The organism is Yokenella regensburgei (genome assembly GCF_003634235.1).
GTDB lineage: Bacteria > Pseudomonadota > Gammaproteobacteria > Enterobacterales > Enterobacteriaceae > Yokenella > Yokenella regensburgei.
The window spans coordinates 208,092-223,788 of sequence record NZ_RBIZ01000006.1 but is presented as its reverse complement, the minus strand read 5'-3'; the positions used below and the strand labels follow the sequence as shown (position 1 = coordinate 223,788).

At 55.6% G+C, this 15,697-nt stretch carries 12 protein-coding genes; 7 read left to right on the top strand and 5 right to left on the bottom strand.

The window, feature by feature from the left end; all coding sequences use genetic code 11:
• The first annotated feature begins 19 nt into the window (after positions 1–19).
• Entirely contained in the window at positions 20–856 is an 837-nt protein-coding gene (locus C7387_RS19055; RefSeq protein WP_038253686.1) for a protein bax, read from the top strand.
• A 50-nt stretch (positions 857–906) separates the two neighbouring features.
• Here C7387_RS19055 and xylR read toward each other — a convergent pair whose 3' ends face one another.
• The 4 genes from xylR to xylF form a co-directional block, all read right to left on the bottom strand.
• Positions 907–2,085 carry a D-xylose utilization transcriptional activator XylR gene (gene xylR / locus C7387_RS19050; protein ID WP_120817279.1) on the bottom strand — a complete coding sequence of 393 codons (1,179 nt, stop codon included), beginning with the start codon at positions 2,083–2,085 and terminating at the stop codon, positions 907–909.
• A gap of 68 nt (positions 2,086–2,153) precedes the next feature.
• Positions 2,154–3,335, bottom strand: a complete 1,182-nt coding sequence (gene xylH / locus C7387_RS19045) for a xylose ABC transporter permease XylH (RefSeq protein ID WP_038253690.1) — start codon at positions 3,333–3,335, stop codon at positions 2,154–2,156.
• Positions 3,313–4,854 (bottom strand): xylose ABC transporter ATP-binding protein, encoded by a 1,542-nt coding sequence (locus C7387_RS19040; RefSeq protein WP_120817278.1) that lies wholly within the window; start codon positions 4,852–4,854, stop codon positions 3,313–3,315. Before C7387_RS19040 ends, xylH begins: the two co-directional genes overlap by 23 nt.
• A 59-nt stretch (positions 4,855–4,913) precedes the next feature.
• Positions 4,914–5,906, bottom strand: coding sequence for a D-xylose ABC transporter substrate-binding protein (xylF, locus tag C7387_RS19035; protein WP_006817713.1), 993 nt, complete (start codon positions 5,904–5,906; stop codon positions 4,914–4,916).
• Positions 5,907–6,289: 383 nt separating this feature from the next.
• Here xylF and xylA point away from each other — a divergent pair, with 383 nt between their 5' ends.
• On the top strand, positions 6,290–7,612 hold the full coding sequence (gene xylA, locus C7387_RS19025) for a xylose isomerase (protein ID WP_038253693.1): 1,323 nt from the start codon (positions 6,290–6,292) through the stop codon (positions 7,610–7,612).
• Between the two features lie 72 nt (positions 7,613–7,684).
• Positions 7,685–9,139, top strand: coding sequence for a xylulokinase (gene xylB, locus C7387_RS19020; RefSeq protein WP_006817711.1), 1,455 nt, complete (start codon positions 7,685–7,687; stop codon positions 9,137–9,139).
• 7 nt (positions 9,140–9,146) lie between these two features.
• On the opposite strand, the gene C7387_RS19015 is transcribed toward xylB, so the two are convergent.
• Positions 9,147–10,142: an acyltransferase gene (locus C7387_RS19015; protein WP_006817710.1), complete on the bottom strand. Its 996-nt coding sequence runs from the start codon at positions 10,140–10,142 to the stop codon at positions 9,147–9,149.
• 183 nt (positions 10,143–10,325) lie between these two features.
• Between C7387_RS19015 and C7387_RS19010 the strand changes: the two genes are divergently transcribed.
• From C7387_RS19010 to C7387_RS18995, 4 genes are all read left to right on the top strand, one after another.
• A complete protein-coding gene (locus tag C7387_RS19010) occupies positions 10,326–10,628 on the top strand; it encodes a YsaB family lipoprotein (protein WP_006817709.1) in 303 nt (100 codons plus the stop codon).
• A 146-nt stretch (positions 10,629–10,774) separates the two neighbouring features.
• Positions 10,775–11,686 carry a glycine--tRNA ligase subunit alpha gene (glyQ, locus tag C7387_RS19005; protein ID WP_006817708.1) on the top strand — a complete coding sequence of 304 codons (912 nt, stop codon included), beginning with the start codon at positions 10,775–10,777 and terminating at the stop codon, positions 11,684–11,686.
• A 9-nt stretch (positions 11,687–11,695) separates the two neighbouring features.
• Positions 11,696–13,765: a glycine--tRNA ligase subunit beta gene (gene glyS, locus C7387_RS19000; protein ID WP_006817707.1), complete on the top strand. Its 2,070-nt coding sequence runs from the start codon at positions 11,696–11,698 to the stop codon at positions 13,763–13,765.
• Positions 13,766–13,996: 231 nt separating this feature from the next.
• Entirely contained in the window at positions 13,997–15,616 is a 1,620-nt protein-coding gene (locus C7387_RS18995; RefSeq protein ID WP_120817277.1) for an ABC-F family ATP-binding cassette domain-containing protein, read from the top strand.
• Positions 15,617–15,697: the final 81 nt, after the last annotated feature.

The following is a 15,697-nucleotide window of genomic DNA, read 5'->3' as shown; positions in this document are numbered from 1 at the left end:
TATCCGACCAGGAGACCTAATGATATCGACTCCCATTCGACGATATGGGGCCGCGATACTCATGTTACTTACCTGTATATTCTCAGGTAGCGTACTGGCAAAGACACATACCACTACGCACACAGCAACAAAGAGTCACAAAGCCCCGGTAGCAAAGACAAGTAGTATTAAGGTTAGCAGTAAACAAGAGTATTCTCGCAATAGTGAAATAAGCGGTTCACTTCCTGACTTGCGAAAATACCCTTCCGGAACACCAAGGAAAAAAGCGTTTCTCCGGACAGTGATGCCTTACATTACCAGTCAAAATGCTGCGATCACCGCCGATCGTAACTGGTTGATCTCCAAGCAGTACGATGGCCGCTGGTCACCGACTGAGCGCAATCGTCTGAAAGACATTGCGAAGCGCTACAAGGTGGGTTGGTCCGGGAATACCCGTAAGATCCCATGGAACTCGCTGCTTGAGCGCGTCGACATTATCCCTGTCAGCATGGTGGCAACCATGGCGGCAGCGGAAAGCGGCTGGGGTACCTCAAAACTGGCCCGTGCCAACAACAATCTGTTTGGCATGAAGTGCGGTAGCGGTAGCTGCAACAACGGCCCGGGTAAAGTGAAAGGTTACTCGCGCTTTGAGTCAGTAAAAGAATCGGTGCAGGCGTATGTGATTAATTTGAATACGCATAATGCCTATGCCTCCTTCCGTAAATCTCGCGCACAGCTGCGCAAGAACGATCAGGAAGTGACGGCAACCGCGATGATCCACAAGCTGAAAGGCTACTCGACGAAAGGATCCAGTTATAACAACTACCTGTTCGCGATGTACCAGGATAACCAGCGACTGATTGCCGCCCATATGTAATCACTGCATATCACAGAAAACGCCTTCCATCCGGAAGGCGTTTTTTTTGGCTACAGCAGCACTTCGCTGTGCAGATCGCGGTACTCTTTTGGTGTGGTGTCGTACTCTTTCTTAAACACCGAGTAGAAATACTGCAGCGACGGGTAGCCGCACATCTGCGAGATTTCGTTTATTGATAAAGACGTCGAGACCAGCAGACTGCGCGCCTTCTCCAGCTTCTCGCTATGGATCACTGCGTGAATAGTGGTTCCTACTTCTTCCTTAAAGCGCTTCTCAAGATTGGAGCGTGAAATCCCCACCGCATCCAGAACCTGTTCTACCTTGATGCCTTTGCAGGCGTTATTGCGGATATAGTGCATAGCCTGAATCACCGCCGGATCGCGCAGCGAACGATAATCCGTGGAACGGCGCTCCACCACCCGCATCGGTGGCACCAGCAGGCGCTGTAGCGGCAGGCTCTCGTTATCCAGCAAACGGTGCAGCAGCTTTGCCGCCTGATAACCCATCTGGCGTGTTCCCTGTGCGACGGAGGAGAGCGCGACCCGTGAGAGGTAGCGCGTCAGCTCTTCGTTGTCGATGCCAATCACGCACAGTTTTTCCGGCACCGGAATATGCAGATGCTCGCAGGCCTGCAGCACATGGCGCGCACGGGCATCGGTGACGGCAATAATACCGGTTTGCTGCGGGAGTGTTTGCAGCCAGTCGGCAAGGCGGTTCTGGGCGTGCTGCCAGTTTTCCGGCGCCGTTTCCAGCCCCTGGTAAATCACCCCGCGATACTTCTCTTTGGCTACCAGTTGCTGGAAGGCATGCTCGCGTTCGGCGGCCCAGCGTTTACCGCTGGCGGCGGGCAGGCCGTAAAAAGCAAAACGCTGCACCCCTTTTTCTTTCAAATGCAAAAAGGCGCTTTCTACCAGCGCGTAATTGTCGGTTGCGATGTAGTGAACCTGCGGATAATGCTCCGGAAGATGGTAGGAGCCACCGACGCCGATGATAGGCACCTTCACATCTGCGAGCAGATGTTCGATTTCCCGGTCATCGTAGTCGGCAATCACGCCGTCGCCGAGCCACTCTTTGATATTTTCCGTGCGGGCGCGGAAGTCTTCTTCGATGAAAATATCCCACTCAGACTGTGAAGCCTGTAGGTACTCGCCAACGCCTTCCACTACCTGGCGGTCGTAGGCTTTGTTGGCATTGAACAGCAGCGTAATTCGGTGACGCTTTTCAAACATGGTTCAGGTTTCCCGCTGAATCATCGCAAAATACCAGCCACGGCAGGTTCGCGGTGGCTGGCTAAGATTCAGGCGCGCCGTTTGGTCGCGGAGTCCATCCAGACCGCCAGCAACAGAATGGCACCCTTAACGATATACTGCCAGAACGTCGGAACATCCATCATACTCATGCCGTTATCCAGCGCCGACATAATGAAGGCTCCCATCACTGCGCCCGCCACGCTGCCGACACCACCGGCAAGACTGGTTCCCCCAATAACACAGGCGGCAATGGCATCCAGCTCGGCAATGTTTCCGGCGGAAGGTGAACCGGCACCGAGGCGCGAGCTGAGGATCAGCCCCGCAATAGCCACCATCAGGCCGTTAATCGCGAACACGGCAAGCTTGGTGCGTTCAACGTTAATGCCCGATAAGCGCGCGGCCTCAATATTGCCACCAATGGCGTAAATTCGCCGTCCGAATGCGGTGCGAGTTGCCATAAACATCCCGGCAAGCAGCAGGGCGGCAAGAATGAGTACCGGCGTTGGCACACCGCGATAATCGTTTAACAGCCAGATAGCCCCGAGGACAATCACCGCCGTCAGCGCCTGACGCCCCACGGCACCGGTTGAAGGTGGCGTGCTCAGCCCTAATGCCTGGCGACGCAGACGCCCGCGCCACTGCCAGGCAATAAACACCATCATACCGATAACGCCGATGATAAAACCGGCGCTGTCCGGCAGATAACTCTGTCCGATTTGCGACATCGCGGCGCTGGTAGGGGAAACGGTGGTGCCGTTGGTGATACCGATGAGAATTCCACGAAACGCCAGCATCCCGGCCAGGGTGACAATAAAGGAGGGCACTTTCCGGTAGGCGACCCACCACCCGTTCCAGACGCCAAACACCAGCCCGAGGGCCAGCGTCACCAGTATGGTTAACGGTAATGGCCAGCCCAGCCAGACGTCAAAAATTGCCGCTACGCCGCCGAGCAGGCCCATCATGGAGCCGACGGAGAGGTCAATTTCGGCGGAAATAATCACGAACACCATGCCAACGGCAAGAATGCCGGTGATAGCCGTCTGGCGCAGCAGGTTGGAGATATTACGCGCGCTGAGATACGAGCCGTCGGTGGTCCAGGTAAAAAACAGCATGATCACGACGATCGCCGCGATCATCACGAACACCTGCAGATTCAGCGATTTTAATCCCGGTAGCGCTGGCGCTGCCGATGGCGTGAGTTTCATTTCAGAGGGATTGGGTTTCGACATGGCGTTCGCTCCTCAGGGCGGCTTCCATCACCTGTTCTTGCGTCAGGCCATGGTTGATTAAGTTGGCTTTTAATTTCCCTTCGTGCATCACCAGCACGCGATCGCTCAGGCCGAGCACTTCCGGCAGCTCTGAAGAGATAACGATCACCGCGATGCCCTGCTGTACCAGCTGGTTTATCAGTTTGTAGATTTCGTACTTCGCACCGATATCAATACCGCGAGTGGGTTCATCAAGAATCAAAATTCGCGGGTTCAGCAGCAGGCAGCGAGCAAGAATAGCTTTTTGCTGATTACCGCCGCTGAGGCGGCCAATCGCCAGCTCTGGCGATGAGGTTTTAACCTTCAGACGGGAAATCGACTGCAAAATGCAGTGTTGTTCGGCGGCATCATCGAGGCTGCTCAGCGTGCCAGAGAAGGTATCCAGCGCGGCAAGCGTGATATTTTTACCGACCGCCATCACCGGCACGATACCGTCTTTTTTGCGGTCTTCCGGTACCATGGCGATACCATGGGCTATCGCCTGCTGGCAGTTGGCTATTTTTACCGCTTTGCCATCGACATAAATGTCGCCTTCCCAACGACCGCGCCAGACGCCGAACAGGCACTGCACGGCCTCGGTGCGTCCGGCCCCTACCAGCCCGGCAATCCCGAGGATTTCACCGCGTTTCAGGCTGAACGACACGTCGTTCACACGTTTTATATGACGATTTACCGGATGCCAGGCGGTGAGGTGCTCCACCCGCAGGATCTCCTCGCCACAGGTGTGGGGCTCGTTGGGGTAGAGCGCCGTTAGCTCTCGTCCCACCATCATGGTGATGATATCGTCCTCGCTCATGCCGTGGGCATCGCGGGTACCGATGTGCTGACCGTCGCGAATGACGCAAATCGTGTCGGAAATGGCCTTCACTTCATTCAGCTTGTGGGAGATATAAACACAGGCAATCCCGTGGTTTTGCAGGTCCCGAATAATGTTCAGCAGTACCGCGGTTTCCTGCTCCGTCAGCGATGCGGTGGGTTCGTCGAGGATAAGCAAACGTACCTGCTTGTTCAGCGCTTTGGCGATTTCAACCAGCTGCTGCTGGCCGAGACCTAAATCACCCACCCGGGTGTCGGGAGATACCGCCAGGCTAACCTGCGCCAGCAGTTTTTCACAACGCAGGGTCATGGTGTCGTAATCCAGAACACCATGGCGGCTGATTTCGGTGCCGAGGAAAATATTTTCCAGCACCGTTAAATGCTTAATAAGCGCCAGCTCCTGGTGAATAATAGCGATCCCTCGACGCTCAGTGTCGCGGATATGGCTGGCCTGCAGGGGTTCTCCCGCAAAAAAAATATCGCCTTCGTAGCTGCCGTACGGATAAATACCGCACAGTACCTTCATTAAGGTGGATTTACCGGAGCCGTTCTCACCGCACAGTGAAACCACTTCACCCGCGTTAAGCCTCAGGCTGATGTTATCAACCGCCTTTACCGCCCCGAAGGATTTGGTGATGTTTTTCATTTCGAGTAAATAAGGCATGTGCATTTACCCCTGGGAATACAAGGAGTGCCCCATTAACCGCAATGGGGCATCAGCTATTACAGATCGCTCTTTTTGTGGAAACCGTCTTTCACCACGGTGTCGTCAATATTGTTTTTATTCACTTCAATCGGAGTCAGCAGGCGGGAAGGCACGTCTTTCAGACCGTTATTCAACGTGGCGTCGGATTTAGGTTGCTGACCGTTGCCAAGCTCAACGGCAATTTCTGCAGCGGTGGTGGCAAGCGTGGTGATGGGCTTATACACCGTCATGGTTTGTGTGCCGGCGATAATGCGTTTCACACCCGCGAGGTCGGCATCCTGGCCAGAAATGGCCACTTTCCCGGCAAGCCCTTGTGCGCTCAGCGCCTGAATAGCCCCGCCGGCGGTGGCATCGTTAGACGCTACCACGGCATCAATTTTATTATTGTTGGCCGTCAGGGCGTTTTCCATAATTTTCAGCGCATTTTCTGGCAGCCAGCCGTCGGCCCACTGATCGCCGACAATTTTAATTTTTCCGTCATCAATATAAGGTTTGAGGACTTTCATCTGTCCGGCACGGAACAACTTGGCATTGTTATCTACCGGTGAGCCACCCATCAGGAAATAATTTCCCTGGGGGACTTTGTTAACCAGGCTTTGGGCCTGCATTTCGCCCACTTTTTCATTATCAAATGAGATATAAAAATCAATGTCGGCGTTATTGATCATTCGGTCATAGGCCAGAACTTTAATCCCTTCCTGTTTGGCCTCTTTAATGACGTTGCTAAGTACCTGCCCGTTATAAGGAATAATGACTAAAACATCGACGCCGCGATTTATCATATTTTCAATTTGCGACATCTGGGTTTCTTCGTTGCCGTTTGCAGACTGCACAAATACGTCAGCACCCAATTCTTTTGCTTTATTCACAAAAATATCACGGTCTTTCTGCCAGCGTTCAAGGCGGAGGTCGTCAATCGCCATCCCAATTTTAACTTCTTTGGCAATGCCGGACAGGCTGGTCAGCAGGAGGGAAGCACATAGTGTGAGGCAAAAATGTTTTAATTTCATGATCGTGATGCCTTTTTTCTGTAGTTGCAGGGAGAGTAATCGATACGAAAAAGAAACATGCACTTCTGATACGCTGCAAATTTTTAACACTGAAAAGATTTCTGGCAATTACCGCATTTTCTTTTCGCGTTATGATATTTGGTTTATTTGCTAATTTATGACCCTGATCGAATTTTAAAACGTTTCAGCTTATTGTTGCATTGCAACGTGGAAGCAAGATTCCAGTAAACAGCCGCGGTGTGCACTCATTTTTTGCGAGCCAGCGCACGTTTGTGCATTCTCTTAATAGCGGTGTGAAATAACGTAATTGAGCAAGCCGGAATGTGAATCCAGTATTAGCACATGATTTATTTCTCGCCGCGTGTCTGAATATGGAGTTCATTATGCAAAGTTATTTCGATCAACTCGAACGTGTTCGTTATGAAGGGCCAAAATCGGAAAACCCGCTGGCGTTTCGCCACTACAATCCGGATGAGCTGGTGTTGGGCAAGCGCATGGAAGAGCACCTGCGTTTTGCCGCCTGCTACTGGCACACTTTCTGCTGGAACGGGGCAGACATGTTTGGCGTGGGTGCTTTTGAACGCCCATGGCAGCAGGCCGGTGACGCGCTGGCGCTGGCAAAACGCAAAGCCGACGTGGCGTTCGAGTTTTTCCATAAGCTGAATGTTCCTTACTACTGCTTCCATGACGTCGACGTCTCGCCGGAAGGCGCTTCGCTCAAAGAGTACCGCAACAACTTTGCCCAGATGGTGGATGTACTGGCGCAAAAACAGCAGGAGAGTGGAGTAAAACTGCTGTGGGGTACCGCGAACTGCTTCACCAATCCGCGCTATGGCGCAGGGGCCGCGACCAACCCGGATCCGGAAGTGTTCAGCTGGGCTGCTACCCAGGTGGTTACCGCGATGGATGCTACCCATCGTCTGGGCGGTGAAAACTATGTGCTGTGGGGCGGCCGCGAAGGTTACGAAACCCTGCTGAATACCGACCTGCGTCAGGAACGTGAACAGATTGGTCGCTTCATGCAGATGGTTGTTGAGCACAAGCACAAAACCGGCTTCCAGGGCACCCTGCTGATTGAGCCAAAACCACAGGAGCCGACGAAGCACCAGTATGACTATGACGCGGCGACGGTGTACGGTTTCCTCAAGCAGTTTGGCCTCGAAAAAGAGATTAAACTCAACATCGAAGCGAACCATGCGACCCTTGCTGGCCACTCTTTCCACCACGAAATTGCTACCGCCATCGCGCTGGGGCTGTTTGGCTCCGTCGACGCTAACCGCGGTGATGCACAGCTTGGCTGGGATACCGATCAGTTCCCGAACAGCGTGGAAGAGAATGCGCTGGTGATGTACGAGATCCTCAAAGCGGGCGGTTTCACCACCGGTGGTCTTAACTTTGATGCCAAAGTTCGTCGTCAGAGTACGGATAAATATGACCTGTTCTACGGCCACATTGGCGCGATGGACACCATGGCGCTGGCGCTGAAAGTGGCGGCACGCATGGTGGAAGATGGCCAGCTGGATAAGCGTGTTGCTAAGCGTTATGCCGGCTGGAACGGTGAGCTGGGCCAGCAGATCCTCAAAGGGCAGATGTCGCTGACCGAGCTTGCAACCTACGCCGAGCAACATAATCTGGCGCCGCAGCACCACAGCGGTCACCAGGAGCTGTTAGAGAACCTGGTTAACCATTACCTTTTCGACAAATAAGTCGCTAACGTCAGGTGAATATCAGCCCGGTCAGCGTCAGCTACCGGGCGTTTTTGTTAAGGAATTCGCACTATGTACATTGGGATAGATCTCGGTACCTCAGGCGTGAAGGCCATTCTGCTCAACGAGCAGGGTGAAGTACTGGCCACGCAGAGCGAAAAACTGTCGGTTTCCCGTCCGCACCCGCTATGGTCGGAACAGGATCCACTGGCGTGGTGGCAGGCGACGGATGCCGTCATGAAAGCCCTCGGGAAGCAACATTCCCTGCGCGGGGTAAAAGCGCTGGGGATCGCCGGACAGATGCACGGTGCCACGCTCCTTGATAAAGACCAGCGGGTACTGCGCCCGGCTATCCTGTGGAACGACGGTCGCTGCGCCGAAGAGTGTGTCCTTATTGAGGCGCAGGTGCCTCGCTCGCGAGATATCACCGGCAACCTGATGATGCCTGGTTTCACTGCCCCGAAGCTGCTGTGGGTGAAGCGCCATGAGCCGGAAGTTTTCGCGCAAATCGATAAGGTCCTGTTGCCGAAAGATTATCTGCGGTTGCGAATGACCGGTGAGTTTGCAAGCGACATGTCAGATGCGGCAGGCACGATGTGGCTTGACGTCGGCGCGCGCGACTGGAGCGATGAGATGCTGAGCGCCTGCTCCCTCAATCGCGACCATATGCCTGCGCTGTTCGAAGGCAGTGCGGTGACCGGCACGCTTTTGCCTGCGGTGGCAGAGGCATGGAATATGCCCGAAGTTGCGGTAGTCGCCGGTGGTGGTGATAACGCGGCGGGGGCGGTGGGCGTTGGCATGGCGAATGCCGGGCAGGCGATGCTCTCTCTGGGTACCTCCGGCGTCTACTTCGCCGTCAGCGACGGTTTTCTCAGCAAGCCGGAGAGCGCGGTGCACAGCTTCTGTCACGCATTGCCTGGTCGCTGGCACCTGATGTCGGTGATGCTCAGCGCGGCGTCCTGTCTGGACTGGGCGGCAAAACTCACCGGGCTTGAAAACGTTCCCGCGCTTATCGATGCGGCGCAGAAGGCAGATACAACGGCGACGCCGGTGTGGTTTTTGCCCTACCTCTCGGGGGAGCGCACGCCGCATAACAACCCGCAGGCGAAAGGCGTATTCTTTGGCCTGACGCACAAACATGGCCCGGCCGAACTTGCCAAAGCGGTGCTGGAGGGGGTGGGCTACGCGCTGGCTGACGGAATGGATGCGGTACACGCCTGTGGCGTAACGCCAGAGAGCATTACCCTCATCGGCGGTGGCGCCCGCAGTCCGTACTGGCGGCAGATGCTGGCGGACATTAGCGGCCAGCGGCTGGAATACCGTACCGGCGGTGATGTCGGCCCGGCGTTAGGGGCGGCGCGGCTGGCGCAGATAGCGATGAACCCGGACAAACCGCTTGCTGAGCTGCTCCCGTCGTTAGCGTTCGAGCAGGCGCATAGCCCTGACCCGCGGTGGGTGGCGGAGTATGCGCCGCGCCGTGAAATGTTCCGCAAGATCTATCAGCAGCTGCTGCCGCTGATGTCCTGAGATCATATCAACTGACGAACCGGCGGGTATCCACTTTCTGCAACAGCACGGAAAGCAGCAGGCTACCCGCCAGAGTGACGGCAAAAATCCACACCATATCCAGCACCGGCCAGGTTTTAAACTCAAGGCCGTTGGCCCGTAAGGCGTGGATAATCAGGGCGTGGAAGCCGTAAATCCCCAGCGAATAGCGCGATATAAGCGCCAGGCCCGGTATCGGGCGCTGGTTAAGAGTGTTTTTGACCACCGTCAGGGCCGCCGCCGCCGCGACGAACACCGCCGGGCCGCAGTACAGATACCAGGTATCGGCAAAATTACCGCGCCAGCGCAGCTCATGCAGCGTTCCCCGTGAGATGACAAACACGGCCACCACAAACAGCGCGCTACACCACAGCGTCAGTGATTTTTTTTCGGTTTCCATCATGCCAATGGCGCGTCCCAGCAGGCCGTACAGCACATAGTAAAACGTATCGCCGTTAATATAGAGATTGATGGGGAGCCACTCAAAGCCAGCAATTTTCTGCGAAACGGTATTGGGGTTCGCGAGAATCCCAATCACCAGCATCAGGCCGAGCAACATTTTGCCGCTGATGGTTTTCACCTGAATCAGTGGCGAAAGCAGATAAATGACGATGATGGCGAAGAAAAACCACAGGTGGTAGAACACCGGTTTTTGCAGCAGATACTTCAGCGACAGCTCAGGGTTGATGCGGGTAAACAGCGTGATGTAGAGCAGCGAAACGGCGCTGTAAAACAGCAGACAGGCGGCGATCCGTAAAAAATGCTTCGGGCGCGCGCTGCGTTCGCCAAAGAACAGATAGCCTGAAATCATAAAGAACAGCGGCACGCTGACCCGCGATGCTGAGTTCAGCAAATTAGCAACTTCCCAGCTCAGATGACTGACGCTCTGGGAGTTGGTAATCGACCATACGGTGGTATGAATCATCACCACCATCAGACAGGCTATCCCTCGCAGATTATCTATCCAGTTAATTTTTGACTGCATTCGTGCCCCAGTATCCTCATTTGTCCCGTTAACAGCTTCTGACCGGCGATCGCGCGGGTTGCTCGCTGGAATATTCTGAGTTTTTCACGCACCTCTTGTTCTGCGAGTGCGGTATTTGCAGAATGCTCTAGCATATTTGATGACCTGCTAAATATAACAGCCGTATAACAAGACAATAGCCTGATGATGATAAAGATATTCGCTCCACTGCTGGCTATTGTGCTGCTGGCTGGATGCAGTGCGGCAAACCAGCCGCCACAGAAAGCGCAAAAAGCGAAGGCCAGCCCGCTGCACTCGCTTGAGATGGAGTCGTTGTGCAAAAACCAGGCGGCGCATCGCTACAATACCGCTGCACAGAAAATCGACGTTACCGGCTTTGAGCAGTTCCAGGGGAGCTATGAACTGCAGGGGTTTACTGCCCGCAATGAGGGTTTTGTCTGCTCATTTGATCCAGACGGGCAATTTTTGCATCTTTCTATGCGCTAACCCGCCGCTTCGCGCGGCGTTGGTCTCCTTTCGTGGCAATTTTGCCCAATTTTCACTAAACAGAACCGTTTCGTACTGTATATCTCGCAGCCAGCGGTTATACTGGTTCCTTCCTTTAAATCCACACGTATCCAGCACGAAATAATATGCAAAAGTTTGATACCAGGACCTTCCAGGGCCTGATCCTGACCTTACAGGATTACTGGGCTCGTCAGGGCTGCACCATTGTTCAACCACTGGACATGGAAGTCGGCGCCGGCACTTCACACCCAATGACCTGCTTACGCGCGTTGGGACCAGAGCCGATGGCAACCGCTTATGTTCAGCCATCCCGCCGCCCGACCGACGGCCGCTACGGCGAAAACCCGAACCGTTTACAGCACTATTATCAGTTCCAGGTGGTGATTAAACCTTCCCCGGACAACATTCAGGAGCTGTACCTCGGATCCCTGAAAGAGCTGGGTATGGACCCGACCATTCACGACATTCGCTTCGTTGAAGACAACTGGGAAAACCCGACGCTGGGTGCCTGGGGTCTGGGCTGGGAAGTGTGGCTGAACGGTATGGAAGTCACCCAGTTCACCTACTTCCAGCAGGTGGGCGGTCTGGAATGCAAACCAGTAACCGGGGAAATCACCTACGGTCTGGAGCGTCTGGCAATGTACATTCAGGGCGTAGACAGCGTTTACGACCTGGTCTGGAGCGACGGCCCGTTGGGTAAAACCACCTACGGCGACGTGTTCCATCAGAACGAAGTGGAGCAGTCCACTTACAACTTCGAATACGCGGATGTCGACTTCCTGTTCTCCTGCTTTGAGCAGTACGAGAAAGAAGCCCAGCAGCTGCTGGCGCTGGAAAACCCGCTGCCGCTGCCTGCCTACGAGCGTATTCTGAAGGCCGCCCATAGCTTCAACCTGCTGGATGCGCGTAAGGCCATCTCCGTCACCGAACGTCAGCGCTACATTTTGCGTATCCGTACCCTGACCAAAGCAGTGGCAGAAGCTTACTACGCTTCCCGTGAAGCCCTTGGCTTCCCGATGTGCAACAAAGACAAATAAGAGGCGGCCATGTCTGAGAAAACTTTCCTGGTGGAGATCGGCACCGAAGAGCTGCCACCAAAAGCACTGCGCAACCTGGCTGAATCCTTTGCGGCTAACTTTACGGCAGAGCTGGATAACGCTGGCATTGCGCACGGCAATGTTGAATGGTTTGCGGCTCCGCGTCGCCTGGCGCTGAAAGTGGCTAACCTTGCCGCTTCCCAACCGGATCGCGAAGTCGAAAAACGCGGCCCGGCGATCTCCCAGGCGTTTGACGCTGAGGGTAAACCAAGCAAAGCGGCCGAAGGTTGGGCGCGTGGCTGCGGTATCACCGTTGACCAGGCCGAACGTCTGACCACCGATAAAGGTGAGTGGCTGCTGTATCGTGCCCATGTGAAAGGCGAAAGCGCTGAAGCGCTGGTGCCGAACATGGTCGCAACGTCACTGGCAAAATTGCCGATCCCGAAACTGATGCGCTGGGGTGCCTCCGACGTGCACTTCGTGCGTCCGGTTCACACCGTGACCCTGCTGCTGGGCGATAAAGTGATCCCGGCAACGATTCTGGGCATTCAGTCCGATCGCGTAATCCGCGGTCATCGCTTTATGGGCGAGCCAGAGTTCACCATCGACAACGCCGATCAGTACCCTGAAATTCTGCACAAACGCGGCATGGTCGTTGCTGACTATGAAGCGCGTAAAGCCAAAATCAAAGCCGATGCTGAAGAAGCGGCGCGTAAGATTGGCGGTAACGCTGACCTGAGCGAAAGCCTGCTGGAAGAAGTCACCTCGCTGGTGGAATGGCCGGTGGTGCTGACCGCGAAGTTCGAAGAGAAATTCCTCGCCGTTCCGGCTGAAGCGCTGGTGTACACCATGAAAGGTGACCAGAAGTACTTCCCGGTCTACGACAACGCGGGCAATCTGTTGCCGAACTTCATCTTTGTGGCAAACATCGAGTCCAAAGATCCGCAGCAGATTATTTCCGGTAACGAAAAAGTGGTGCGCCCGCGTCTGGCGGATGCCGAGTTCTTCTTCAAAACCGACCGTAAAAAACGTCTGGAAGATAACCTGCCGCGCCTGCAGACCGTGCTGTTCCAGCAGCAGTTGGGCACCCTGCGCGACAAGACCGACCGCATTCAGGCCCTGGCGGGCTGGATTGCTGGCCAGACTGGCGCCGACGTTAACCACGCTACCCGCGCGGGCCTGTTGTCCAAGTGTGACCTGATGACCAACATGGTCTTCGAGTTCACCGACACCCAGGGTGTGATGGGTATGCACTACGCACGTCACGATGGCGAAGCGGAAGATGTGGCCGTGGCGCTGAACGAGCAGTATCAGCCGCGCTTTGCCGGTGATGACCTGCCGTCTAACCCGGTTGCCTGTGCGCTGGCGATCGCTGACAAGATGGATACCCTGGCGGGTATCTTCGGTATCGGTCAGCATCCGAAAGGCGACAAAGACCCGTTTGCGCTGCGTCGTGCGGCGCTTGGCGTGCTGCGTATCATCGTTGAGAAGAACCTGCCGCTGGATCTGCAGACCCTCACCGAAGAAGCGGTACGTTTGTACGGCGACAAGCTGACCAACGCGAAAGTGGTTGATGACGTTATCGATTTCATGCTCGGTCGTTTCCGCGCCTGGTATCAGGATGAAGGCTACACCGTGGATACCATTCAGGCGGTGCTGGCGCGTCGCCCAACTCGTCCGGCTGACTTTGATGCACGTATGAAGGCGGTGTCACACTTCCGTACCCTGGATGCGGCATCTGCGCTGGCTGCGGCCAACAAACGTGTTTCCAACATTCTGGCGAAATCTGACGAAACGCTGAACGAGCGTGTTAACGCCGCGACGCTGAAAGAGCCGGAAGAGATCGAGCTGGCGATGCAGGTTGTGGTGCTGCGCGACAAGCTGGAGCCGTTCTTCGCGGAAGGTCGCTACCAGGAGGCACTGGTAGAGCTGGCTGAACTGCGTGAGCCGGTGGATGCGTTCTTCGAGAAAGTGATGGTGAACGTTGAGGATAAAGAGCTGCGCATTAACCGTCTCTCTATGCTCGAAAAACTGCGTGAACTGTTCCTGCAGGTAGCCGATATCTCGCTGCTGCAGTAATCCGTTCTCTGCTAAAAACCCGCCAATCGGCGGGTTTTTTTATGCCTGTAACCCAGTCGCTCAAAAAAACAAAGTTGAAATACTGGTGCTATTACGGCTATCCTTTGCCGCGACGAATCCCTCGTCTCACTGAGGCACACTGAAAATGGACAAACACACCTGCTGAATTCGAATCCTTGCTAAGCGGCAGACCGCAGGCAGGGGAGTTATTGATTTCATTCAGGAGTGCTTATGGCCCATTGTGCGCAATCCCCCCTTTTTATTTTGCATCAGGTCACCTGTCAGTTTGCGACGGGCGATGTTCTTTTTGGTCCGCTGAATCTACCGTTTGAAGCCTCGCTTTGTGGCCTGGTCGGGCGCAACGGCGTGGGTAAAACCCGGCTATTGCGCTTGCTGGCAGGCGAGGATGTACCGTCTGGTGGGCATATCGAACGTTTTGGCGTCCACGCCTGGGTGGCGCAGCAGCATGCGGTAGAGCCGCAGATGACGCTTGCCGGGCTGCTGGGCTACGAGGCAGTTTTCGCCGCTTTGCACCGGGTTGTGGCCGGCGAGAGTCTGCCCGATGACGTTGAACGTCTGGAAGGTCACTGGGATCTGCAGGAACGCCTGAACAGTGCGTTTCTGGAGGCCGGTCTTGGTGGTTTCGAGCCGCAGAGGCTCGCTACCTCTCTGAGCGGTGGCGAACGAGTGAAGGCGTTGCTATGCGCAGCGTTTTTGTCGGGAGCGGACTACCTGCTGCTCGACGAACCGACTAACCATCTCGACAAGCAGGGCCGTGAGTGGCTCTACCACAAACTGGCGTGCTGGCGTGGCGGGGCGCTGATTGCCAGTCACGATCGGGAACTCTTGTCCCGGATGCCGCGTATTCTCGAGCTCACTCCCGGCCAGCTTCGCAGCTTTGGTGGCAACTACGATGATTATCAGCAGCAGCGTGATGCCGAACAGCAGGCGGCGCGTGCGGCGCTCGAACATGCGGCCACCGAGCGGCGGCGAACCCGGGCGCGTATGCAGAAGGAACATGATGCCAGTCAGCGTCGCTCAGCCCAGACCTTACGCACGGTTGATACTCTGAATATCGCGTCCTTCGAGCGGGTGAAGTACAAAGGGGCGGCGAAAGAGCGCCCTGGCAGCGTGCTGCGCCAGCATCGGGAGCAGAATCGTGAACTCAACGCCGCAGTCGCAGAAGCCCGTGAGCGGGTCGAAGAGGAGACTCCGGTGATGTTCACGCTACCGGGGAGCCAGATTGCTACGGGGAAACAGGTGCTGGAACTGGAGGCGCTTCAGCTGGCGTACAGCAGTACCTCGCCGCTGACCTGGCGGCTCGACGGGCCGATGCGTATTGCGCTGCGTGGCCCAAACGGCTGCGGCAAGACGACGCTCTTAAGAACGTTGATGGGGCTGGAAGCACCGTTATCCGGGGAGTGCCGCCTGTCGGTACCGGCGGCGTGGCTCGATCAGCACCTGAGCCAGCTCGATCTAACGCTGTCGGTGATGGCGCACCTCAACCTCGCGGACACGCCGCTGGAAGAGGGCATGCTGCGTACTCGTCTCGCCCAACTGCAGCTTGGTGCCGATAAAGTCCACCTGCCGCTTGGTGCGCTGAGCGGCGGAGAGCGGCTGAAGGCGGCGCTGGCCTGCGTGCTCTGGCGGCGTGATGCCACCCAGCTTCTGCTGCTGGACGAGCCTTCCAACCATCTTGACCTGACCTCTACCCGCGCCATCGAAGCCGCGCTGGCGGAGTTTCCTGGCGCGATGCTGGTGGTTTCTCATGACGACCATTTCCTGCAAGGTCTGAAGCTGACGCACTGTCTGGAATGGCGGGAGACGGGCTGGTATTTCGGGCCGCTGTAGGGAATAACAGGCAAAAAAAATCCTCGTCAATGACGAGGATCTTTACGTGCTATAGAGCCTGATTCAGGCTCTGAGGCAGGC

Excerpts from the sequence above, each read along its gene's own strand:
- C7387_RS19055 (WP_038253686.1), top strand. The coding sequence starts at position 20 with ATGATATCGACTCCCATTCGACGATATGGGGCCGCGATACTCATGTTA.
- C7387_RS19010 (WP_006817709.1), top strand. The coding sequence starts at position 10,326 with ATGATGATAAAGATATTCGCTCCACTGCTGGCTATTGTGCTGCTGGCT.
- C7387_RS19015 (WP_006817710.1), bottom strand. The coding sequence starts at position 10,142 with ATGCAGTCAAAAATTAACTGGATAGATAATCTGCGAGGGATAGCCTGT.
- xylR (WP_120817279.1), bottom strand. The coding sequence starts at position 2,085 with ATGTTTGAAAAGCGTCACCGAATTACGCTGCTGTTCAATGCCAACAAA.
- C7387_RS19040 (WP_120817278.1), bottom strand. The coding sequence starts at position 4,854 with ATGCCTTATTTACTCGAAATGAAAAACATCACCAAATCCTTCGGGGCG.
- xylA (WP_038253693.1), top strand. The coding sequence starts at position 6,290 with ATGCAAAGTTATTTCGATCAACTCGAACGTGTTCGTTATGAAGGGCCA.
- glyS (WP_006817707.1), top strand. The coding sequence starts at position 11,696 with ATGTCTGAGAAAACTTTCCTGGTGGAGATCGGCACCGAAGAGCTGCCA.
- xylB (WP_006817711.1), top strand. The coding sequence starts at position 7,685 with ATGTACATTGGGATAGATCTCGGTACCTCAGGCGTGAAGGCCATTCTG.
- xylF (WP_006817713.1), bottom strand. The coding sequence starts at position 5,906 with ATGAAATTAAAACATTTTTGCCTCACACTATGTGCTTCCCTCCTGCTG.
- xylH (WP_038253690.1), bottom strand. The coding sequence starts at position 3,335 with ATGTCGAAACCCAATCCCTCTGAAATGAAACTCACGCCATCGGCAGCG.
- glyQ (WP_006817708.1), top strand. The coding sequence starts at position 10,775 with ATGCAAAAGTTTGATACCAGGACCTTCCAGGGCCTGATCCTGACCTTA.
- C7387_RS18995 (WP_120817277.1), top strand. The coding sequence starts at position 13,997 with ATGGCCCATTGTGCGCAATCCCCCCTTTTTATTTTGCATCAGGTCACC.